A 17,692-nucleotide genomic window follows, 5' to 3' on the forward strand; every position below is an offset into this window, starting at 1 on the left:
CTGCCTTGATGAGGGTATGCACCCTATACGTGCAGTTACTCCACCTGTGTTATCATTGTTCAAAGAAAGCTAGTATGGCTTTCATTAACTGTTCTCTCTCTTCGGGGGTACGTACCGATTCGAACGGGAATCCCAATACACAGGTCTTATAATCTCCTTTATAGGCTATACCGGCACTCAGGTTGTTTTCCGAATATCGCAATACGGTGAATGCTCCCCGGACGGCCGGTTCGATGGCATCGGGCGACTCTACGACATACGATTCCGGATTCAACTCCTGATGGTATGTGTAATTTCCCTTGATTGCAGGGAATGGGGAAGCAACGCCTTTGACTTTTCCGTTACGGGCGGCTTGTCCTGTGCGCCATTTGTATTTCAATACTTCCATCGCGAACTTCTTGTCTTTTTCGTCCGCTTTCGCTAAACGATTATCCCATAGGTCCGATGCTACATAGGCTCCCGATACGAAGAAATTACCCCCTGTCCGGCAATAATCTGAGATGGCATTCTGCATTTCTTCGCTAAAAGTCTTAAACTCCAATGGTTTTATTCCTTCCCGTCCCATCTTGCTCTGACATTGTTTACCCAAAATCAGGTCTACGTATTTGTAGTCGTTCATCCGCAAGACCGGAATGCCCCCTGACGCAGCATCCGTCTGGTTGGCGATACTATCTCTCCCGTTTTTCTTCTTGAGTGAGGAGCAGGGAGTGAGACCACACGATACAAATGAATATCCTGCTTTCAGAATCGCCTCTCCATGTACAGCCGGATAGTCGAATGAGTTTCCGGCAATTACCATTGTCTCGTGCGTACCATAGCTGTCGCCGAATCCGGAGGCGTCGTCGTCCATCCATGGGATCTGTCGACGAAACTCTTTCATCGGACCAATATAGCTGATGTCTGTCTGGTAAGGTACTCCGTGGTCCAGTTCGTCAAGGAATCCGGCCAGGGTGTCTGCATCTGCCGTAAAGTCTGCCGGACCACTGACTCGGCTAAACCCGTTCACTACCAGTACTGTTCCCTTTTCGTTGAGGGCTTTCCCGATAGAAAGAATTTCGGACGGGAAACTTTCACCTCCCTTGTTGAGGGCGGTTACTTTGAAACTGCAAACTACGCCTGAAGGGATGTTTGTCTGGTAATCCGGAGTGTCTACAATCACGCCATTATCAAAGTCTCCTTCTCCAATGCGGGTATATACGATGTATTGGTCTGCTTTTGCGGTAGGTTCCAGCGGATCGTCTACCGGTTGCCATGAAAGCATTATCCGGTTGCCCTCTATGAAGCGCAGGCTTATAGAATCGACGGGCAAAGGCTGTACCACATAATCCATTTTATATTGGGAACAGAGGAATTGCAGCATTCCTTTGTAGATGGCACGGCTGACGGTGAAACGAAAACGAGGATCCAGTCCGTAACGCATGTCGGCAAAGTTCTGGTGAGACAGGAGTTCAAGCAACATGGTTGGTACTCGTGGCACACGGGCCTCATAATAGGACTGGTTCCACATTCCCCGGCGGGTCCATTCCGGTTCATGCAAAGTGCGGATGTCTTTCACGATGTTGGACTGTATCAGGTCGCACAAGTCCCGGGAGGCATACCGTGAAGTGCCATTTGCATATATCCCGTCATAGGCAGAGGTTTGGAAAATACCTAATGTGCCGATAATGGTGTCACCATAGGTGGTGCCGGCATCTGAATGGAAGGCGAAAGCCATGTCTATGGGAATATTCAGTCCTTTTTCAGTGGGGTTGGCAGCCGAACCTCCGGCGAGATAGTTCACCCAAATTCCACGTGATTTATAGTCATCGGTATAATCGTTCTTACCGCGACTGTCTGAGTAAACGCTATCCGGTATGCCTGCCCATTGCATCCAGTAGCGTGCTGCTTCGCAGAAACGAGGGTAGTTACTGATCTCATAGGGATAATCTACACCCCCTTCTTCAGAGATGCTGCGGGCGATGTTTCCATAACCACCGCCTATTTTTACAGCATCGGCTGTCACCAGACGGCCCGCTTTGGAGGATTGGTTGCTGAGGACGACTTTGTGATCGGTTTTGCCTGCACTGAAACTAAAAGTGCCTAAGTAGATCCAGGTTCCTCCTCCCATCTGCTGGTTTACTTTGAACTGTGATGTGCCGCCTTGGTGATAGACGGTGTATAGGGCATCGTCTGTACTGTTGTCCACCGTTTTATAGGAGACATAAACAGCATATCGGCCTGACCGGGGGATTTCGGGGATCCATTCGGCAATGCTTGCGGTTCCTTTCTTAATCGTTTCTGTCTGGCGGTAACTGCCTTCGCAAAAGGGATTCTCAAAGTCTTTGTACGTTGCCCTCAGGTGGGCGAATCCTGTTTTGGCTCCGTTGCTCCATGCCTTACTGCCGTTTTGTTCTGTATAAATTGAGTGTCCGTCTCTGCATCCATCGTTGTCGACAATAATTTCAGTTGTCTGCCAGTCTCTTTCACGAGGAAGAAGGACAGTCGCTCCGGCATTTTCTAACATCGGAACAAGGAAAGGGAGTACATAGCTTTGAGTGTAGAGATCTTCTACGGTCTGAAAAATACGTGCACGCTGCCACTCCCAACGGGTTAGCTTCGGTTCGTAATAAAAGCCGTGACTTTGCCATAAAGCGATGTGCCGGTTCTGTAATCCGTTTGTGGGGGCATACGGAGCAGATAACCGGGTAATCAGGGGGTTGTCTACTTTGTGGCTGAATGTCAGAGTTTTCATCTTGCCCTTTTTACTTCGAAGTGCCAGGGGGATCAGTTCTTCGATGGCATGGTGGTCTGTCCGGATCTGTAATTTCCGTTTGCTCAACTCTGGGGGGAGCAGCGCTTTTACGCTCTGATAGATTTCGGCTACGTTGTTTTCGCGGAAAGGAATGTATGAACAGTTCATGTTAGCGAAAAATATCAGTTCGTTTTTTTCCATACTGATAGAATCGATACGGATTTTCCCGATAGAAACTTCTTTCCGGGCAGTTTCATTCAGGAGCTCACCTACTTGGGAGCGTAGGTCTTTGGGCAGGTCTTGCGCTGCTGCGGCTTGTGGGAATAAGCCGGCTGCAAGCAGCAGAATCAGGGAAGTGCGAATTGGTTTCATTGTGATGTTAAGTTAATTGGTTTTCTTAATCAGGAGGCATAGTCCTATAAAAGTGAACAAAGCATTAAATATCAGTAGTTCGTAACTGAATTGATAACCATTGAACCAGGTCTCCGAGTTCTTTTGCAAAATGAAACAGAGGATGGGTGAGAGGATGGCTACCAGGGGGATATATCGGTCACGTACTTGTTTTTTAGTAAAAATGCCAAAGGCGAACAGGCCTAAAATAGGGCCATATGTATAGCTGGCAAGGATGTAGACAGCATCAATAACGCTGGTATTATTCAGTAGATTGAATACGAAGATGACAATTCCCATGACGACCGCCATGCCGATATGTACTCGTTTACGTATCTTTTGTACAGTATTTTCTGTTTTCCCTTTGCTTCCCAGTATGTCTACGGTGAACGAGGTAGTCAGTGCTGTCAGGGCTGATCCTGCTGCGGAATAAGCTGCTGAAATCAACCCAATGATGAACAAGATGCCCACAATGGCTGGAAAATATCCACCTGTAGCGATCATAGGGAAAAGCTCGTCACTTTTTGCCGGATTTGCGATGCCCTGGCGTGACGTGAAGATGTAGAGCAGTACTCCCAGCATCAGAAATAAGAGGATGATGAAAAATTGGGAGATGCCGCTGGTAATCATATTCTTTTGTGAGTCTTTGAAGTTTTTGCAGCTTAGGTTACGCTGCATCATGTCTTGGTCGAGTCCTGTCATGGCTATCATTGTAAACACACCGGCAAGAAACTGCTTGAAGAAGTAACGTTTGTCATTTACGTCGTCAAAAAAGAACATACGTGACAGGGAACTGTCGGAGATACTGGAAATCATCTCTGTGAAACTGAGCCGCAGATCGGTGGCAATGTAGTAAATACATAATACGACGGATACTACCAGACAGAATGTTTTCAGTGAATCAGTCCAAATCAGTGATTTCACTCCTCCACGGAATGTGTAGAGCCAGACCAATGTTACTGTGAGAATGACATTCAGGATGAAAGGCATGTGAAAAGGTTCGAAAACCAGAAATTGTAATGTGAGGCATACGAGGAATAACCGTACAGCTGCTCCCAGCATTTTGGAGATGAAGAAAAACCATGCTCCTGTCTTATAAGAAGAGGTCCCGAAACGGCTCTCCAAGTACTCATAAATGGATACCAAATTCATCCGGTAGAACAAGGGTATCAAAACAAAGGCTATAACGATTTGTCCGGTTACAAAACCAAGTACCATTTGCAAGTATGAGAAATTACTGACTCCAACCATGCCGGGAACCGATACAAAGGTGACTCCGGATATGCTGGAACCAATCATGGCAAAGGCTACCACATACCAAGCCGACTTGCGGTTACCCACAAAGAATCCTTCGTTATCAGCTTTTCTTCCTGCAATGTATGAAATGGTAAACAATATCAGGAAATAAGCAGCAATAGTGATTAATACCGCTATAGGTGTCATGCTTTTCAGATTAATGAATATAATATTTCCGGTTAAGAGTTAATCAATTGTCTGGATAGAGTAGATAAGGCTTTCGCTGTACTTTGAACTTTTCGACATCCTCTTTCCATCTTGCTTTTATTTCGTCGGCATTTTTGCCCTCTTCTATCATTTTACGTACATAGTCCGTACCGATCAGCAACTCAAAAAATGGTCTGAAGAAATGGTCCCCCATATTTAGATTACGATAGGCATCGATTATGTAGGTTAGGTTTACTCCTTTTTTCCATATATCTTCGTCGCTGAGATTGCTTAGATTTACTCCATGACACAATTTATTGAGTTGTGGTGGGTTCTTTGCTCCTGGGACACTTCGAGGAGTAAAACTGTAGTTGTATCCGGTCATATTAGGATGTCCGTAAACTTGGAAAGGTAAACTGGTCCCACGTCCCAAACTTACCGGGGTCGCTTCAAAGAAGCAGGTAGAAGGATATAGGTAGATCGCTTTCATATTCGGCAGATTAGGTGAAGGAGGAATGGGCAGGCGATACATCGTCTGGTGAGTGTAGTTCTTACAAGGAATGACTGTCACATCACAAGTCCGTGAGGAGGGCAACCAACCCTCACCGTTGACCATCAGGGCTAACTCACCCAGTGTCATTCCATGTACAATGGGAATAGGTAATCCGCCTACTCCTGATTTATATTTCATATCCAATATTGGTCCATCGACATAATGCCCGTTCGGATTGGGGCGATCCAGGATAAGAACCTTGCGGTTGTATTCAGAACAGGCATCCATCAGCCGTACCATGGATATGTAATAAGTATAGAAGCGCAGCCCTACATCTTGTATATCTACAATCAATATGTCGAACTTTCGTATGGAACTCTCACTGGGTTTCTTGGATTTTCCATCGTAGAGAGAAAGAATGGGGACTCCTGTTTTTGAATCTACTGTACTGGATACATGCTCACCGGCATCGGCATTCCCTCGGAAACCATGTTCGGGAGAGAAAATAGCGACTACATTGAACTTGTTTTCCAGCAAAACATCCAGAAGATGCTTGTTTCCTATCATTCCGGTATGATTGGAAAAAATAGCTATTCGCTTATTTTTCAGGATAGGAAAGTATTCATTGGTTTGCTCGGCACCTACAATTACCTCCTTCTTTTGTGCCTGACAAAAGAGAGTACTGCATAATAAAGTGAGTATAAGTAGGATCTTTTTCATAAAAATAGTATTAGCAGGAATTTCTTTGTAGCAAAGATAGTCTTTATTTTAATATCAAAAACATATATTTAGATATATTTTATATTATAATCAATAATTTGCAAATTGAATCTTTATCTGAAGCTATAAGGTAAAATATAAAACTCTTCCTATTTCTATGGTTCAAATCGTTATAGGAATAGAATGGGCTTTGTATTTTGCTGAGTATCCCTGATTACCAACCGGGGATGTTGAGGCCTAATTGCGGATTTTACGCAATTGATAATGTCTTAAAGTATAATTCTCCGCAGCCTGTGCCATTATCATATCCTAAGAGTTGTTCATAAAATGTATTCACATAGCCGGATATATTTCTTTCATTGGGGCATTTAGTTCATGAGAATTGTCACGTACTGAGTTCTGATCTACTCTGCATCTTCATTGACTTCTGTTGGGGGGAGAAGTATTTATTTTTTTCTCCCTGGGAATTTCAATACACTGTCGGCAATCTACTGGTTTAATGGCTGTATTATTGAGGTTAAATATATAGTTGACATTTGAAGTTAATCCTTTGATAGTATTTGCTTTAAGGAAAGCTTCTATACGGGTATAAGAACTGTTGGTTTAGTCATTTACTGTTTGCTTGAGGATATGAGGCAATGTTCTTTATGCCAACTTCCTGATAAGTTCCATTAGAACTTATATGAAAATTAGTGTACTTATATATCTGCACCTGTTCTGAGTAGTGAATCTTCTAATTAGCACTAATAATATGCGTCCAATCCAACACAGGTCCTGTAAGTATCTGGCAACCTGTTTTTTGATATTGATAGTTCTAAAATAAGTCATAATATATCAATGTTATGTTAAATCAAAGTGTCTTTTAATGAACTGATGACTTCTATTGCATATAGATAATCATCACATTATTATATATATAAAAGATTCTCGGATATTAGGTTATGGATAAAAGAGTATATTAAATAATATTGTTTTTGACGATCTCAAATATTCGGCATATGCAGAAAAAACACATGGATTTTTCTACCAACTATAAATAAAGTTTTGGGGTGGTTATTGCGTTATAGAAAAACTTTCCGATCAAAATAAATTAAATTACAAAAAATGTTATATATTTGTATCCAAATCAAAAAAAACTGCGAAATGAAACTTATTGCGGAAAGTGGTTCTACAAGAACAGAGTGGGCATTGGTTGAAGACAATCATCTCGTACAACGTGTGTTTACCGAGGGGTTAAACCCTTTCTTTCAGACCAGAAGAGAAATTAGCAGAAGTGTCAGACTGGGATTACCGGAGTCTTTCTTCAAAAAGAAACTGGACCAAGTATATTATTATGGTGCCGGATGTAGTTCATATGAAAAGAAAAACATTTTAGGTGCTTCCTTAGTAGCACAGTTTAAAACTCCTATCCAAGTTGAAAGTGACTTGTTGGCGGCGGCTCGAGGACTATTCAAATGTGAATCTGGAATTGCCTGTATTTTAGGTACCGGATCAAACTCATGTTTTTACGATGGTAAAATCGTTGTCAAAAATGTGAAAGCTGCAGGATATATTCTCGGTGACGAAGGCAGTGGAGCTGTTCTCGGAAAACTATTTCTGGCTGATCTTCTTAAAGGGTTAGCTCCCAAAGAATTGGCGAGTGAATTCCATGAAAAATTTCGCATATCTGCCAATGATGTGATGGAATCTGTATATAATTTACCTTTCCCTAACCGTTTTTTAGGTACGATTGCATATTTTTTAGGAGATTATATGGACAATGAATACGTATATAATTTGTTAACCAATAATCTGCGAAGCTTCTTTAACCGTAGCGTGTGCCAATACGATTATATGAATTATCCCATTCGGTTTGTAGGATCACTTGCCTATGCGTATTCAGATACTTTGCGTAAAGTAGCCAGAGAATTTGGAGTGGAGATTGACGTTATAGAAGAAACTCCAATGAATGGCTTAATTGAATTTCATTCAATGAACATTGAAGAACCTTAAAAATACACAGCTATATCTAAATAATAGTTTCGAACTCTTAAATACCGCATTTTTATCTGTCAGTATGAGCCAAAACTCTTAAAGTCATATCACTCTCTATGTGAATATATAGATATAAATCTAAAATATAATAAATATTTGTTCTTGATATTAAAATAATATATATCTTTGCTATGATGAAACTCGGAAGGGTTTTGAACCTTTGTTAATAATGGACAATTTATCTCTTAAAAGAACCATAAAGCTAATTGACATTAATTAAACTGGCGAAAACCAAAGTTCTAATGGAACTTTAACTCAGTCAATAATAGAGATAATATAAAAATTAAAACCTTTAAATGACAAGAAGCCTATGATGAATAAACAACCTCTTGTGGTGGGATGATTCCCACTTCCTAATTTTACCTTACCTGCATTTTGAGAAATCAATCGATTAACAAACAATTTAATCATCTATCTTTTATGAATGAAGATCGCAAGAAACGAGGACTAGCAAATAGCAAGCTCCTTACGGCCGTGGCAATAACTGCTTTGTTTATAGGCAGTGGTAATGCGGTGGCTGCTTCAACTGCTTCCGGCAGTGCTTATGAAGTGACAGAACAATTACAGTCGCAAGCTATTAGTGGTGTAGTGACTGATGCAAACGGAGAGCCTGTTATTGGTGCCAGTGTTTCAGAGAAAGGGACAACAAATGGTACTATTACAGATATTAATGGCAAATTCAGTTTAAATGTTAAACCCGGGGCTGTCTTGAAAGTCACATTTGTGGGCTATAAGCCACATGAAGTGAAAGCTACAAGAACAATGAAAATCATTTTGACAGAAGACAGTGAGCTTTTGGATGAAGTTGTCGTTGTAGGTTATGGCACTCAAAAGAAAGAGAACCTGACAGGTGCAGTAGCATCGGTAGATGTGAATAAAACGTTGAGTAGCCGCCCGATTGCGGATGTCGGACGTGGTCTACAGGGGACGACTCCAGGACTTTCTGTTGTAATCCCGAGTGGAGAAATAGGTTCGGATCCTACTATGAAGATCCGTGGCCAGATTGGGTCTATTAACGGAGGTTCCGCTCCGCTTATTTTAATGGACAATGTTGAGATTCCAAGTATTCAGATGGTCAATCCGGACGATATTGAATCTATTTCGGTTTTGAAAGATGCGGCAGCATCTTCTATTTATGGTGCAAAAGCTGCGTTTGGTGTTGTATTGATTACTACTAAAAAAGGAGCTAAGCAGGAAAGTATAAATGTGAGTTACTCCGGAAACTTTTCTTGGCAGAATATTTCCAAGAAAATGGAGATGGGAGGAATTGATGCCTTGGAGTATTCGGTCGAAGCTTTTAAACGTGTGGGAGGAACCGTAGCCGGTGCATTTGTTCAGATTACTGAAGAGGGTCTTGTCAAAGCCAAAGAGTGGGACCAAAAGTATGGTGGCAAGTTAGGTCCTAATGATCCTTACGTGTATGGTCGTGACTGGTATGTAGACGCTAATAACCGTAAGATTGGTTTGAGAACTTTCGATCCATATGATTATATGATTAAAGAGTGGACTCCCTCAATGACTCATAATCTCTCGGTTAATGGTAAAAGCGGACGTACGACTTATAATATTGGCTTCGGTTATCTGGATCAAACAGGACTGATGAAACCGGCGAAAGATGATGATTTTAAGCGCTATAATGGTTCTTTGAGAATCAGTACCGATATTAATAAATATGTCACAGTGAGAGCTGGAGCCATGTATTCTAAACGTGAAAAGAGATACGCCTATGCTACCTCCTCTACTACTGCTGATCCTTGGTTGTATTTATACCGCTGGGGACCGAACATGCCGATGGGGTATGATGATGAAGGAAATATTATCCGCAGCCCGCATTCGGAAGTAGCTCAAGCCAATACGGCATCACGTGCATACAACTATATAAATGTAAACGTAGGGGCTACGGTCAATATTATGAAAAACTGGAAGTTGGATATTGACTATACACATGCCGCCAATGAATATGTACTTAAAACTCCTGGTACCCGCTATACAGCTCTTAATTCATGGGGTGGAGCAGTAGCTAAAAATGATGCCAGTGGTAATCGTATTTATGTCAATGAAGCCGGCGAAACAGTTGCTGCCGGAACTTCGGGAGCAATGCCTGCCTATAAATTAGGTATGACAGAGTATACGGCTCATGGAGCGAATCCCGACCATATGTATCGACGTTCTGAGACAACGAATCAGGACACTTGGAATATTTCTACTACATATGACTGGAAAGTAGATAAGAATAATGCGTTTAAGTTCTTGGTCGGCATGAACCGGGTGACTTATGATGAAGAATACAACTGGTCGCGGAAAGGTGACTTATCTGATATTACCAATCCACAGTTTGACCTCGCTGTAGGTTTACAAGAGGCAAGTGGAGGATACGATTGGGAGGGTCAACTCGGGTTCTTCGGACGTATCAATTACGCTTTAAAGGATAGATACTTATTGGAGGCTAATCTCCGTTATGATGCAACTTCCAAATTTCCGGATAACTTGCAATGGCGATGGTTCCCATCTTTTTCAGCCGGATGGCGTGCAAGTGAAGAAGCTTTCATGCAGTGGATGAAACCTGCTGTCACATCATTGAAATTCAGAGGGTCGTGGGGTATTATCGGTGACCAGACTGTATCCAATTCTTTATATATCCCCACCATGTCTACCGGTCAACTGAATTGGCTGGACGAGAGTGGAAATAAGCTGGTTTATGTAAGTACACCCAGTGCAGTGGCAAGTAACATCACTTGGCAGGACATTCAGACTGTCGATGTTGGCTTGGATGCACGTTTTCTGGATGGCGAACTCGGTTTAACTGTTGACTGGTATCAACGTGATACAAAAAATATGATTGTCCCGGGTGCCGGTGTTACTTTGGCGTTTGGTACCGGAGCCCCGAAAGGAAATTTTGGATCTTTGAGAACCAGAGGATGGGAAATCGCACTTGATTACAATCACCGTTTTTCTAACGGATTAGGTATAAATGCGATGGCTACCCTGTCTGATGCTGAAACAGAGATTACAAAATATAGTGATACCCGGGTCGTTAGTGATTGGTATGTTGGTAAAAAGTATGGAGAGATCTGGGGATATCAGACGGAACGTCTATATCAGAAAGATGATTTCGTATATAATGGAGATCAGATTGTGACAACTTGGGCTTTGAATGGTAAAGAGGTTGCTCAGGGAACTAAAGGTGCTAAAAAAGTGAATAAACTGAAAGGGGATAATCCTGTTTATCAGGACTTTTTGCAGAGTGGCAACTTTGTTTTTGGTCCGGGTGACGTAAAATTTGCTGATTTGAATGGCGACGGATTGATCGATTCCGGAAGTGGAACTGTCGATGATCCGGGTGACCGCAAAGTAATCGGTAATTCTACTCCGCGCTACGAATATGGTTTCCGTTTGGGAGCCGACTATAAGGGGTTTGATTTTTCTGTATTCTTCCAAGGTGTTGGCAAACGCGAAGTTTGGGGTAATGGTTTTCTTGCTATTGCCGGATATAACTCTTCGGATGGTGCCATGCCTCAGGCTATTGCCGGAAATTATTGGCGGGAAGACCGTACTGATGCTTTTTATCCGCGTCCTTACAATTTAGCCGGTTCCAATAACTCTTTGAATATGGTAACTCAGTCGCGTTACCTTCTCGATATGTCTTATTTGAGAATGAAAAATATCACGATAGGTTATTCCATACCTGCCGATATCCTACGAAAAGTGCGGATGCAGAAAGCGCGTATCTATATGTCTTTAGAGAACTTTGTGACTTGGGATAATTTGAATGGTCTGCCTATCGATCCGGAAGAGGTACAAGGATTTTCGATGTTTAATACAGATAATTATAATTCGGGTCGTACCGGTGTCGGAACTCCTACTTTTAAGAGCTTGTCCGTTGGTATTCAGTTGAATTTCTAAAATAAAGAAGAATATGAAAAAATATATATTTACTTTACTTTCACTTGCCGCACTGAGTTTCACCAGTTGCGATGATGTGTTAGACCGTCCTCAGTTGACGAAACCGGTTGATACGAACTATTGGCGAAGCGAAACAGATTTCCGTCTGTATGCCAATGAATGTTATCCTAATTACTTTGTTGGCTATAACAATACATGGGGAGTGGATTATGCTCCGTTGCGTGGATATTATTTTTCGGATGATAACGCATGGGCAGGAAAGCAGTCTGTGATGGAAAATGCCGTTCCGTCCAGCAGGGGATCGAGCAGCTTGTCTACCGGTAGCGACCTTTGGTTGACTAAGTATGGAAGTGCAACTTGGAATTTTGCATGGGTACGTAAAATTAATACGATGATCGACAGACTTGATATGTATGGCAAAGTAAACCTGACAGAAGAAGCATACAATCACTGGATGGGGGTTGCCCGCTTCTTCCGGGCATTCGAATATCATCGTTTGGTCTGGTCTTTTGGAGACGTCCCCTATTTTGATAAGGTTTTTGTGGAGACAGACGCAGCTCAAATGTATAAAGACAGGACGCCGAGAGCTGAAGTCATGGAGAAGGTTTATGACGATTTGAAGTTTGCTTTTGAGAATCTTCGTTTGTCAGACGGTGCGATGTATTTGAATAAAGACATAGCAGCCGGCTTTATTACCCGGATTATGTTGTATGAAGGCACTTGGCAGAAATATCATAATTTAGATCAGGCATTGGCAAAAAAATATCTGGAATTTGCCAAGGAAGCGGGTGATTATGTGATTGGTACCGGGAAATATGCGATTTCCGGAGATTTCAGAAGCCTGTTCGGTTCTCAGGACTTGAAGGGACACAAAGAGATGTTGATGTACAGGCACTATGATGCTGCGAATGCGACACATCACGTGGCTTCTTATTCGAATGGTTACGAGGGGCAGTCCCCGTCTCCTAATCTGGCATTGGCTAAGTCATTCTTATGTAATGATGGTAAACCGTATGAAGCATCAGCAGTGCCTGATGCCGCGAAACTGGATATCAAACACATGGTTAAAACCCGTGATCCCCGTTTTGAAGCTACCTTCTGGGATGAACCGAGAGTACAGGCCAGTACGCTTTTATACGCTTGCAAATTTATCGACCGCACCGGGCCAACATACTGGAATGCTGCAACTATACCACCCCAGTATGGGAGTATGACCAACACCAACGATGCTCCTGTTATGCGTTATTCCGAAGTGCTTTTGAACTGGATAGAAGCTAAAGCAGAGTTGGCAATCATGGGAGAAGCGGCAGTCACACAAGGTGATATTGATATTTCAATCAATGCGATTCGTAATAGAGATCTCGACGTTGAGGCTATTGCTAAAGGGGTACAGAAAACAGCTCCGATGAAACTTGCCGATATCACTGAAGCTTTTGCACCCGATCGTGATGCCGATGTGCCTGCTTTGATTTGGGAGATCCGTCGTGAACGTCGTATGGAATTTGTATACGAGCATACTCGTTTGGCTGATATCAGACGTTGGAAGAAACTCGACTATATGGATAATAATAAATACCCGGATACAATGTTAGGATTGTGGATTAATCTGAAAGAAGAACTTCCTTCATATCTGGAACAGGGTAAAGACGGAAAGTATACCGCTTATCAGGTTCGCAAGATGGACGGTACCGTGGTTACTTATGATGGTAGTAATGCTGACGATATGGTTGGCTTCTTTGTTCCGCTGAAGGCGGTAGCCCGTGATGTGTTTGGCGATGAATGTTATTTGGCTCCTGTGGGCAAAGCACAAATCGATCAGTATGCCGATCAAGGCTATAAATTGAGTCAAACTCCCGGTTGGGAGAATAAGTAAATAAAAAGGGGAAGCAATTGCTTCCCCTTTTTTGATATGAATATTTTGGCTTATCCGATATTTCCTTCTTTAATCAGGTATTCGGCAATCTGAACAGCGTTCAGTGCGGCACCTTTCTTAATCTGGTCACCTACAATCCAGAAAGTCAGTCCGCAGTCATTGGTCAAGTCTTTGCGGATACGGCCAACGTAAACAGGGTCTTTGCCTGCCAGGAACAGCGGCATCGGATAGTCTTTTTCTGCCGGATTGTCCTGAAGTACCAATCCTTCGCCTTTGGCAAAAGCTTCACGAGCCTCTTCTACGGAAATAGGACGTTCTGTTTCTACCCAAATGCTTTCAGAATGTGCACGAAGTGCCGGAACACGTACGCAAGTAGCACTAACCTTTACGTCAGAATGCATGATTTTGCGGGTTTCGTTAAACATCTTCATTTCTTCTTTTGTATATCCGTTTTCTGTAAATACGTCAATCTGAGGAATCAGATTGAAAGCCAGTTGGTATGCAAACTTCTCAACAGTGACAGGTTCATTGGCCAAAACCTGGCGATACTGTTCATAAAGTTCGTCCATAGCGGCTGCGCCGGCACCACTGGCTGCCTGATAAGTAGATACATGCACGGTTTTTATATGAGAAAGCTCTTCGATGGCTTTCAGTGCGACAACCATCTGGATGGTTGTGCAATTCGGGTTAGCGATCACGCCGCGCGGACGATCTTTAGCATCGGCTGCATTCACTTCGGGCACCACCAAAGGTACATCTGCATCCATACGGAAAGCGCTGGAATTATCGATCATTACCGCACCATATTGGGTAATGGTTTTCTCGAATTCCTTGGATGTGCCTGCACCGGCCGAAGTGAAAGCAATGTCCACCCCTTTAAAGTCATCGTTGTGTTGCAGAAGTTTGACCTCGATCTGTTTACCGCGGAAAGTATATTTGGTCCCGGCACTACGTTTAGAGCCGAACAAAACTAACTCGTCCAACGGGAAATTTCTCTCATCGAGCACGCGCAGGAACTCTTGTCCTACGGCTCCGCTTACGCCAACAATAGCTACTTTCATCTTTTTCTTTTGTTTTATGTGAATACTCATCCTCTACAATTTAAATCAATCGTAAGGATTTGGCTGCAAAATTATAACATTTTGCAATATAATAAGCATTTTAGGGAGAAGATTTCTCATTGAAAATCTCTTTCCTAATGAATTGGCGGTGTGATAACTTTTTTGTTATTTTGCAGTTAAATACAAAAATCCCGATATATGCACTGGTTTGATCTCAGTTTACAACTTCCGATAACAGACCCTACATGGGTGTTTTTCTTGGTTCTGATCATTATTCTATTTGCGCCGATGATACTGGGACGCTTGCATATCCCCCATATCATTGGTATGATTCTGGCCGGGGTAGTTATTGGTGAATATGGTTTCAATGTTCTCGAACGGGATAGTAGTTTTGAGCTGTTTGGGAAAGTGGGACTCTACTATATCATGTTTCTGGCCGGGCTGGAGATGGACATGGAAGATTTTAAGAAGAACCGGACCAAAGGGCTGGTCTTCGGGTGGTTTACATTTATTATTCCGATGGCATTGGGCGTATGGAGCAGTATGGAGTTGTTGGGGTATGGATTTACCACAGCTGTGCTCTTGGCCAGCATGTATGCTTCCCATACATTGATTGCCTATCCCATTATCAGTCGTTATGGCCTATCTAAGCTAAGAAGTGTAAATATAACGATTGGGGGGACAGCCGTAACCGTTACTTTGGCTTTGATTATTCTGGCTGTCATTGGAGGTATGTATAAAGGGACTGTCGACGGCATGTTCTGGATTCTGCTGGTGGCAAAGGTTGCATTCCTGAGTTTTTTGATCGTATTCTTTTTTCCGCGTATCGGCCGTTGGTTTTTCCGTAAGTACGATGATAGCGTGATGCAATTTGTTTTTGTACTTGCAATGGTGTTTTTGGGTAGCGGCTTGATGGAGTTTGTTGGCATGGAGGGCATTTTGGGGGCTTTCCTTGCAGGGTTGGTACTGAATCGTCTCATTCCGCATGTCTCTCCTTTGATGAATCGTTTGGAATTTGTCGGAAACGCTTTGTTTATTCCCTATTTTCTTATTGGTGTGGGGATGATTATTGATGTCCGCACTTTGTTTGCCGGAGGCGAAGCTTTAAAGGTTGCGGTAGTGATGACCGTATTCGCTACTTTGAGTAAATGGCTCGCTGCCTGGATTACACAGAAGATTTATCGTATGCAGCCCAATGAGCGGAGCATGATGTTCGGTTTGAGCAATGCGCAGGCGGCTGCTACTCTGGCAGCAGTGCTGATAGGGCATGGCATTATAATGGAGAATGGGGAACGTTTGCTGAATGACGATGTGCTGAACGGTACGGTGGTGATGATTCTCTTTACATGCGTAATCAGCTCACTTGTGACCGAACGCTCTGCACGACGTTTCGCTTTGCATGAAGAGATGCAGTTCGAAGATAACAAGGAGAAAACAGAACAGGAACAAATCCTGATTCCGGTAGCGAATCCGGATACTATTGAAGATCTGATTAACCTCGCATTGGTTATCAGAGATACCAAACAGAAGAAAGAACTGATTGCACTCAACGTAATTAATGATAATAACAACTCGGAAAATAAGGAGTTACAGGGTAAACGGAATCTGGAAAAAGCAGCGATGATTGCTGCCGCTGCCGATGTTTCGGTTAATATGGTGAGTCGTTACGACCTTAATATTGCTTCAGGCATTATCCATACCATTAAAGAGTATGATGCGACGGACGTAGTAATCGGTCTGCACCGTAAGGCAAATATTGTCGATTCATTCTTTGGTAATCTGGCTGAGAGTTTGCTGAAAGGTACTCACCGGGAAGTGATTATTGCCAAGTTCCTTATGCCGGTCAATACACTTCGGCGGATCATTATTGCCGTACCCCCAAAAGCTGAATACGAGACCGGGTTCTCTAAATGGGTGGAACATTTCTGCCGTATGGGAAGTCTGTTGGGTTGTCGGGTACATTTTTTTGCCAATGAGCAGACCCTGATGCGGTTACAGCAGTTAGTGAAGAAGAAGTATGGAAGTACTCCCACCGAATTTTCCAGACTGGATGAATGGGACGACCTGCTTTTGCTGACCGGGCAAGTGAATTTTGATCATTTGTTAGTGATTATCAGTGCGCGGCGCGGATCTATTTCGTATGATCCTGCGTTTGAGCGGTTACCCAACCAACTTAGCAAATATTTTTCTAACAACAGCTTGATCATCCTGTATCCCGATCAGTTTGGCGAGCCTCAGGAGATAGTTTCTTTTTCTGATCCACGGGGGTACAACGAGTCTCAGCATTACGATAAGGTAGGTAAATGGTTCTATAAATGGTTAAAAAAGAATTGATGGAAAACTGGCAGCAGAGAACTAAACTTCTTTTAGGAGAAGAGAAAACGGAACGTTTAAGAAAATCACATGTGTTGGTTGTTGGGTTAGGTGGAGTAGGCGCTTATGCGGCCGAAATGATTTGCCGTGCAGGTGTAGGCCGAATGACGATAGTGGATGCCGATACTGTGCAACCTACTAATATCAACCGCCAGTTACCGGCTACGCATGCCACCTTGGGTATGGAGAAAGCAAAGGTGCTGGAAGTAAGATTCAGGGATATTAATCCGGAGATAGAGTTGAACGTATTGCCTGTTTATCTGAAAGACGAAAATATACCGGAGTTGCTGGATGCCTCAAAATACGATTTTATAGTTGATGCCATTGATACCATCAGTCCGAAGTGTTACTTGATTTATCACGCTCTTCAGCGCCGTATAAAGATAGTATCGAGTATGGGTGCCGGAGCGAAAAGTGATATCACTCAGGTGCGTTTTGCCGATCTTTGGGATACGTATCATTGCGGTCTTAGCAAAGCTGTCCGCAAACGTCTGCAAAAGATGGGAGTGAAACGTAAGTTGCCCGTCGTCTTTAGTACGGAACAAGCCGATCCGAAAGCAGTGTTGCTGACGGAGGACGAGAGAAATAAGAAATCGACTTGTGGAACAGTGAGTTATATGCCGGCTGTGTTTGGCTGTTATCTGGCAGAGTACGTTATAAAAAGATTGTAA

The 17,692-nt window shown here is 42.9% G+C and carries 9 protein-coding genes; 5 read left to right on the forward strand and 4 right to left on the reverse strand.

The features are described 5' to 3' along the window. Window positions 1-52 precede the first annotated feature (52 nt). The 3 genes from KO473_RS15570 to KO473_RS15580 are packed head-to-tail and all read right to left on the reverse strand — an operon-like array spanning window position 53 to window position 5,777. Window positions 53-3,103 (reverse strand): xanthan lyase, encoded by a 3,051-nt coding sequence (locus KO473_RS15570; protein ID WP_122130416.1) that lies wholly within the window; start codon window positions 3,101-3,103, stop codon window positions 53-55. A gap of 12 nt (window positions 3,104-3,115) precedes the next feature. Then, window positions 3,116-4,564 (reverse strand): sodium:solute symporter, encoded by a 1,449-nt coding sequence (locus KO473_RS15575; RefSeq protein WP_101604184.1) that lies wholly within the window; start codon window positions 4,562-4,564, stop codon window positions 3,116-3,118. A 43-nt stretch (window positions 4,565-4,607) separates the two neighbouring features. Then, window positions 4,608-5,777: an exo-beta-N-acetylmuramidase NamZ domain-containing protein gene (locus tag KO473_RS15580; protein WP_005811900.1), complete on the reverse strand. Its 1,170-nt coding sequence runs from the start codon at window positions 5,775-5,777 to the stop codon at window positions 4,608-4,610. 1,143 nt (window positions 5,778-6,920) lie between these two features. Here KO473_RS15580 and KO473_RS15585 point away from each other — a divergent pair. From KO473_RS15585 to KO473_RS15595, 3 genes are all read left to right on the forward strand, one after another. Next, window positions 6,921-7,769, forward strand: a complete 849-nt coding sequence (locus tag KO473_RS15585; RefSeq protein ID WP_005783329.1) for a hypothetical protein — start codon at window positions 6,921-6,923, stop codon at window positions 7,767-7,769. A 462-nt stretch (window positions 7,770-8,231) separates the two neighbouring features. Further along, a complete protein-coding gene (locus KO473_RS15590; protein WP_032541610.1) occupies window positions 8,232-11,714 on the forward strand; it encodes a TonB-dependent receptor in 3,483 nt (1,160 codons plus the stop codon). A 13-nt stretch (window positions 11,715-11,727) separates the two neighbouring features. Then, entirely contained in the window at window positions 11,728-13,587 is a 1,860-nt protein-coding gene (locus KO473_RS15595; RefSeq protein ID WP_005822900.1) for a RagB/SusD family nutrient uptake outer membrane protein, read from the forward strand. 50 nt (window positions 13,588-13,637) lie between these two features. Here the strand turns inward: KO473_RS15595 and KO473_RS15600 are convergent, their stop codons facing one another. Beyond that, a complete protein-coding gene (locus tag KO473_RS15600) occupies window positions 13,638-14,648 on the reverse strand; it encodes an aspartate-semialdehyde dehydrogenase (RefSeq protein WP_005779051.1) in 1,011 nt (336 codons plus the stop codon). Window positions 14,649-14,846: 198 nt separating this feature from the next. On the opposite strand from KO473_RS15600, the gene KO473_RS15605 reads away from it, so the two are divergent. Together KO473_RS15605 and KO473_RS15610 are read left to right on the forward strand one after the other, a co-directional pair. Continuing rightward, the gene (locus KO473_RS15605) at window positions 14,847-16,982 is read left to right on the forward strand and encodes a cation:proton antiporter (RefSeq protein WP_005779049.1); all 2,136 of its coding nucleotides are present in this window, start codon (window positions 14,847-14,849) and stop codon (window positions 16,980-16,982) included. Continuing rightward, a complete protein-coding gene (locus tag KO473_RS15610) occupies window positions 16,964-17,692 on the forward strand; it encodes a ThiF family adenylyltransferase (RefSeq protein WP_005811888.1) in 729 nt (242 codons plus the stop codon). The genes KO473_RS15605 and KO473_RS15610 overlap by 19 nt, the downstream gene beginning before the upstream one ends.

It is taken from the genome of Bacteroides sp. HF-4919 (genome assembly GCF_018860125.1).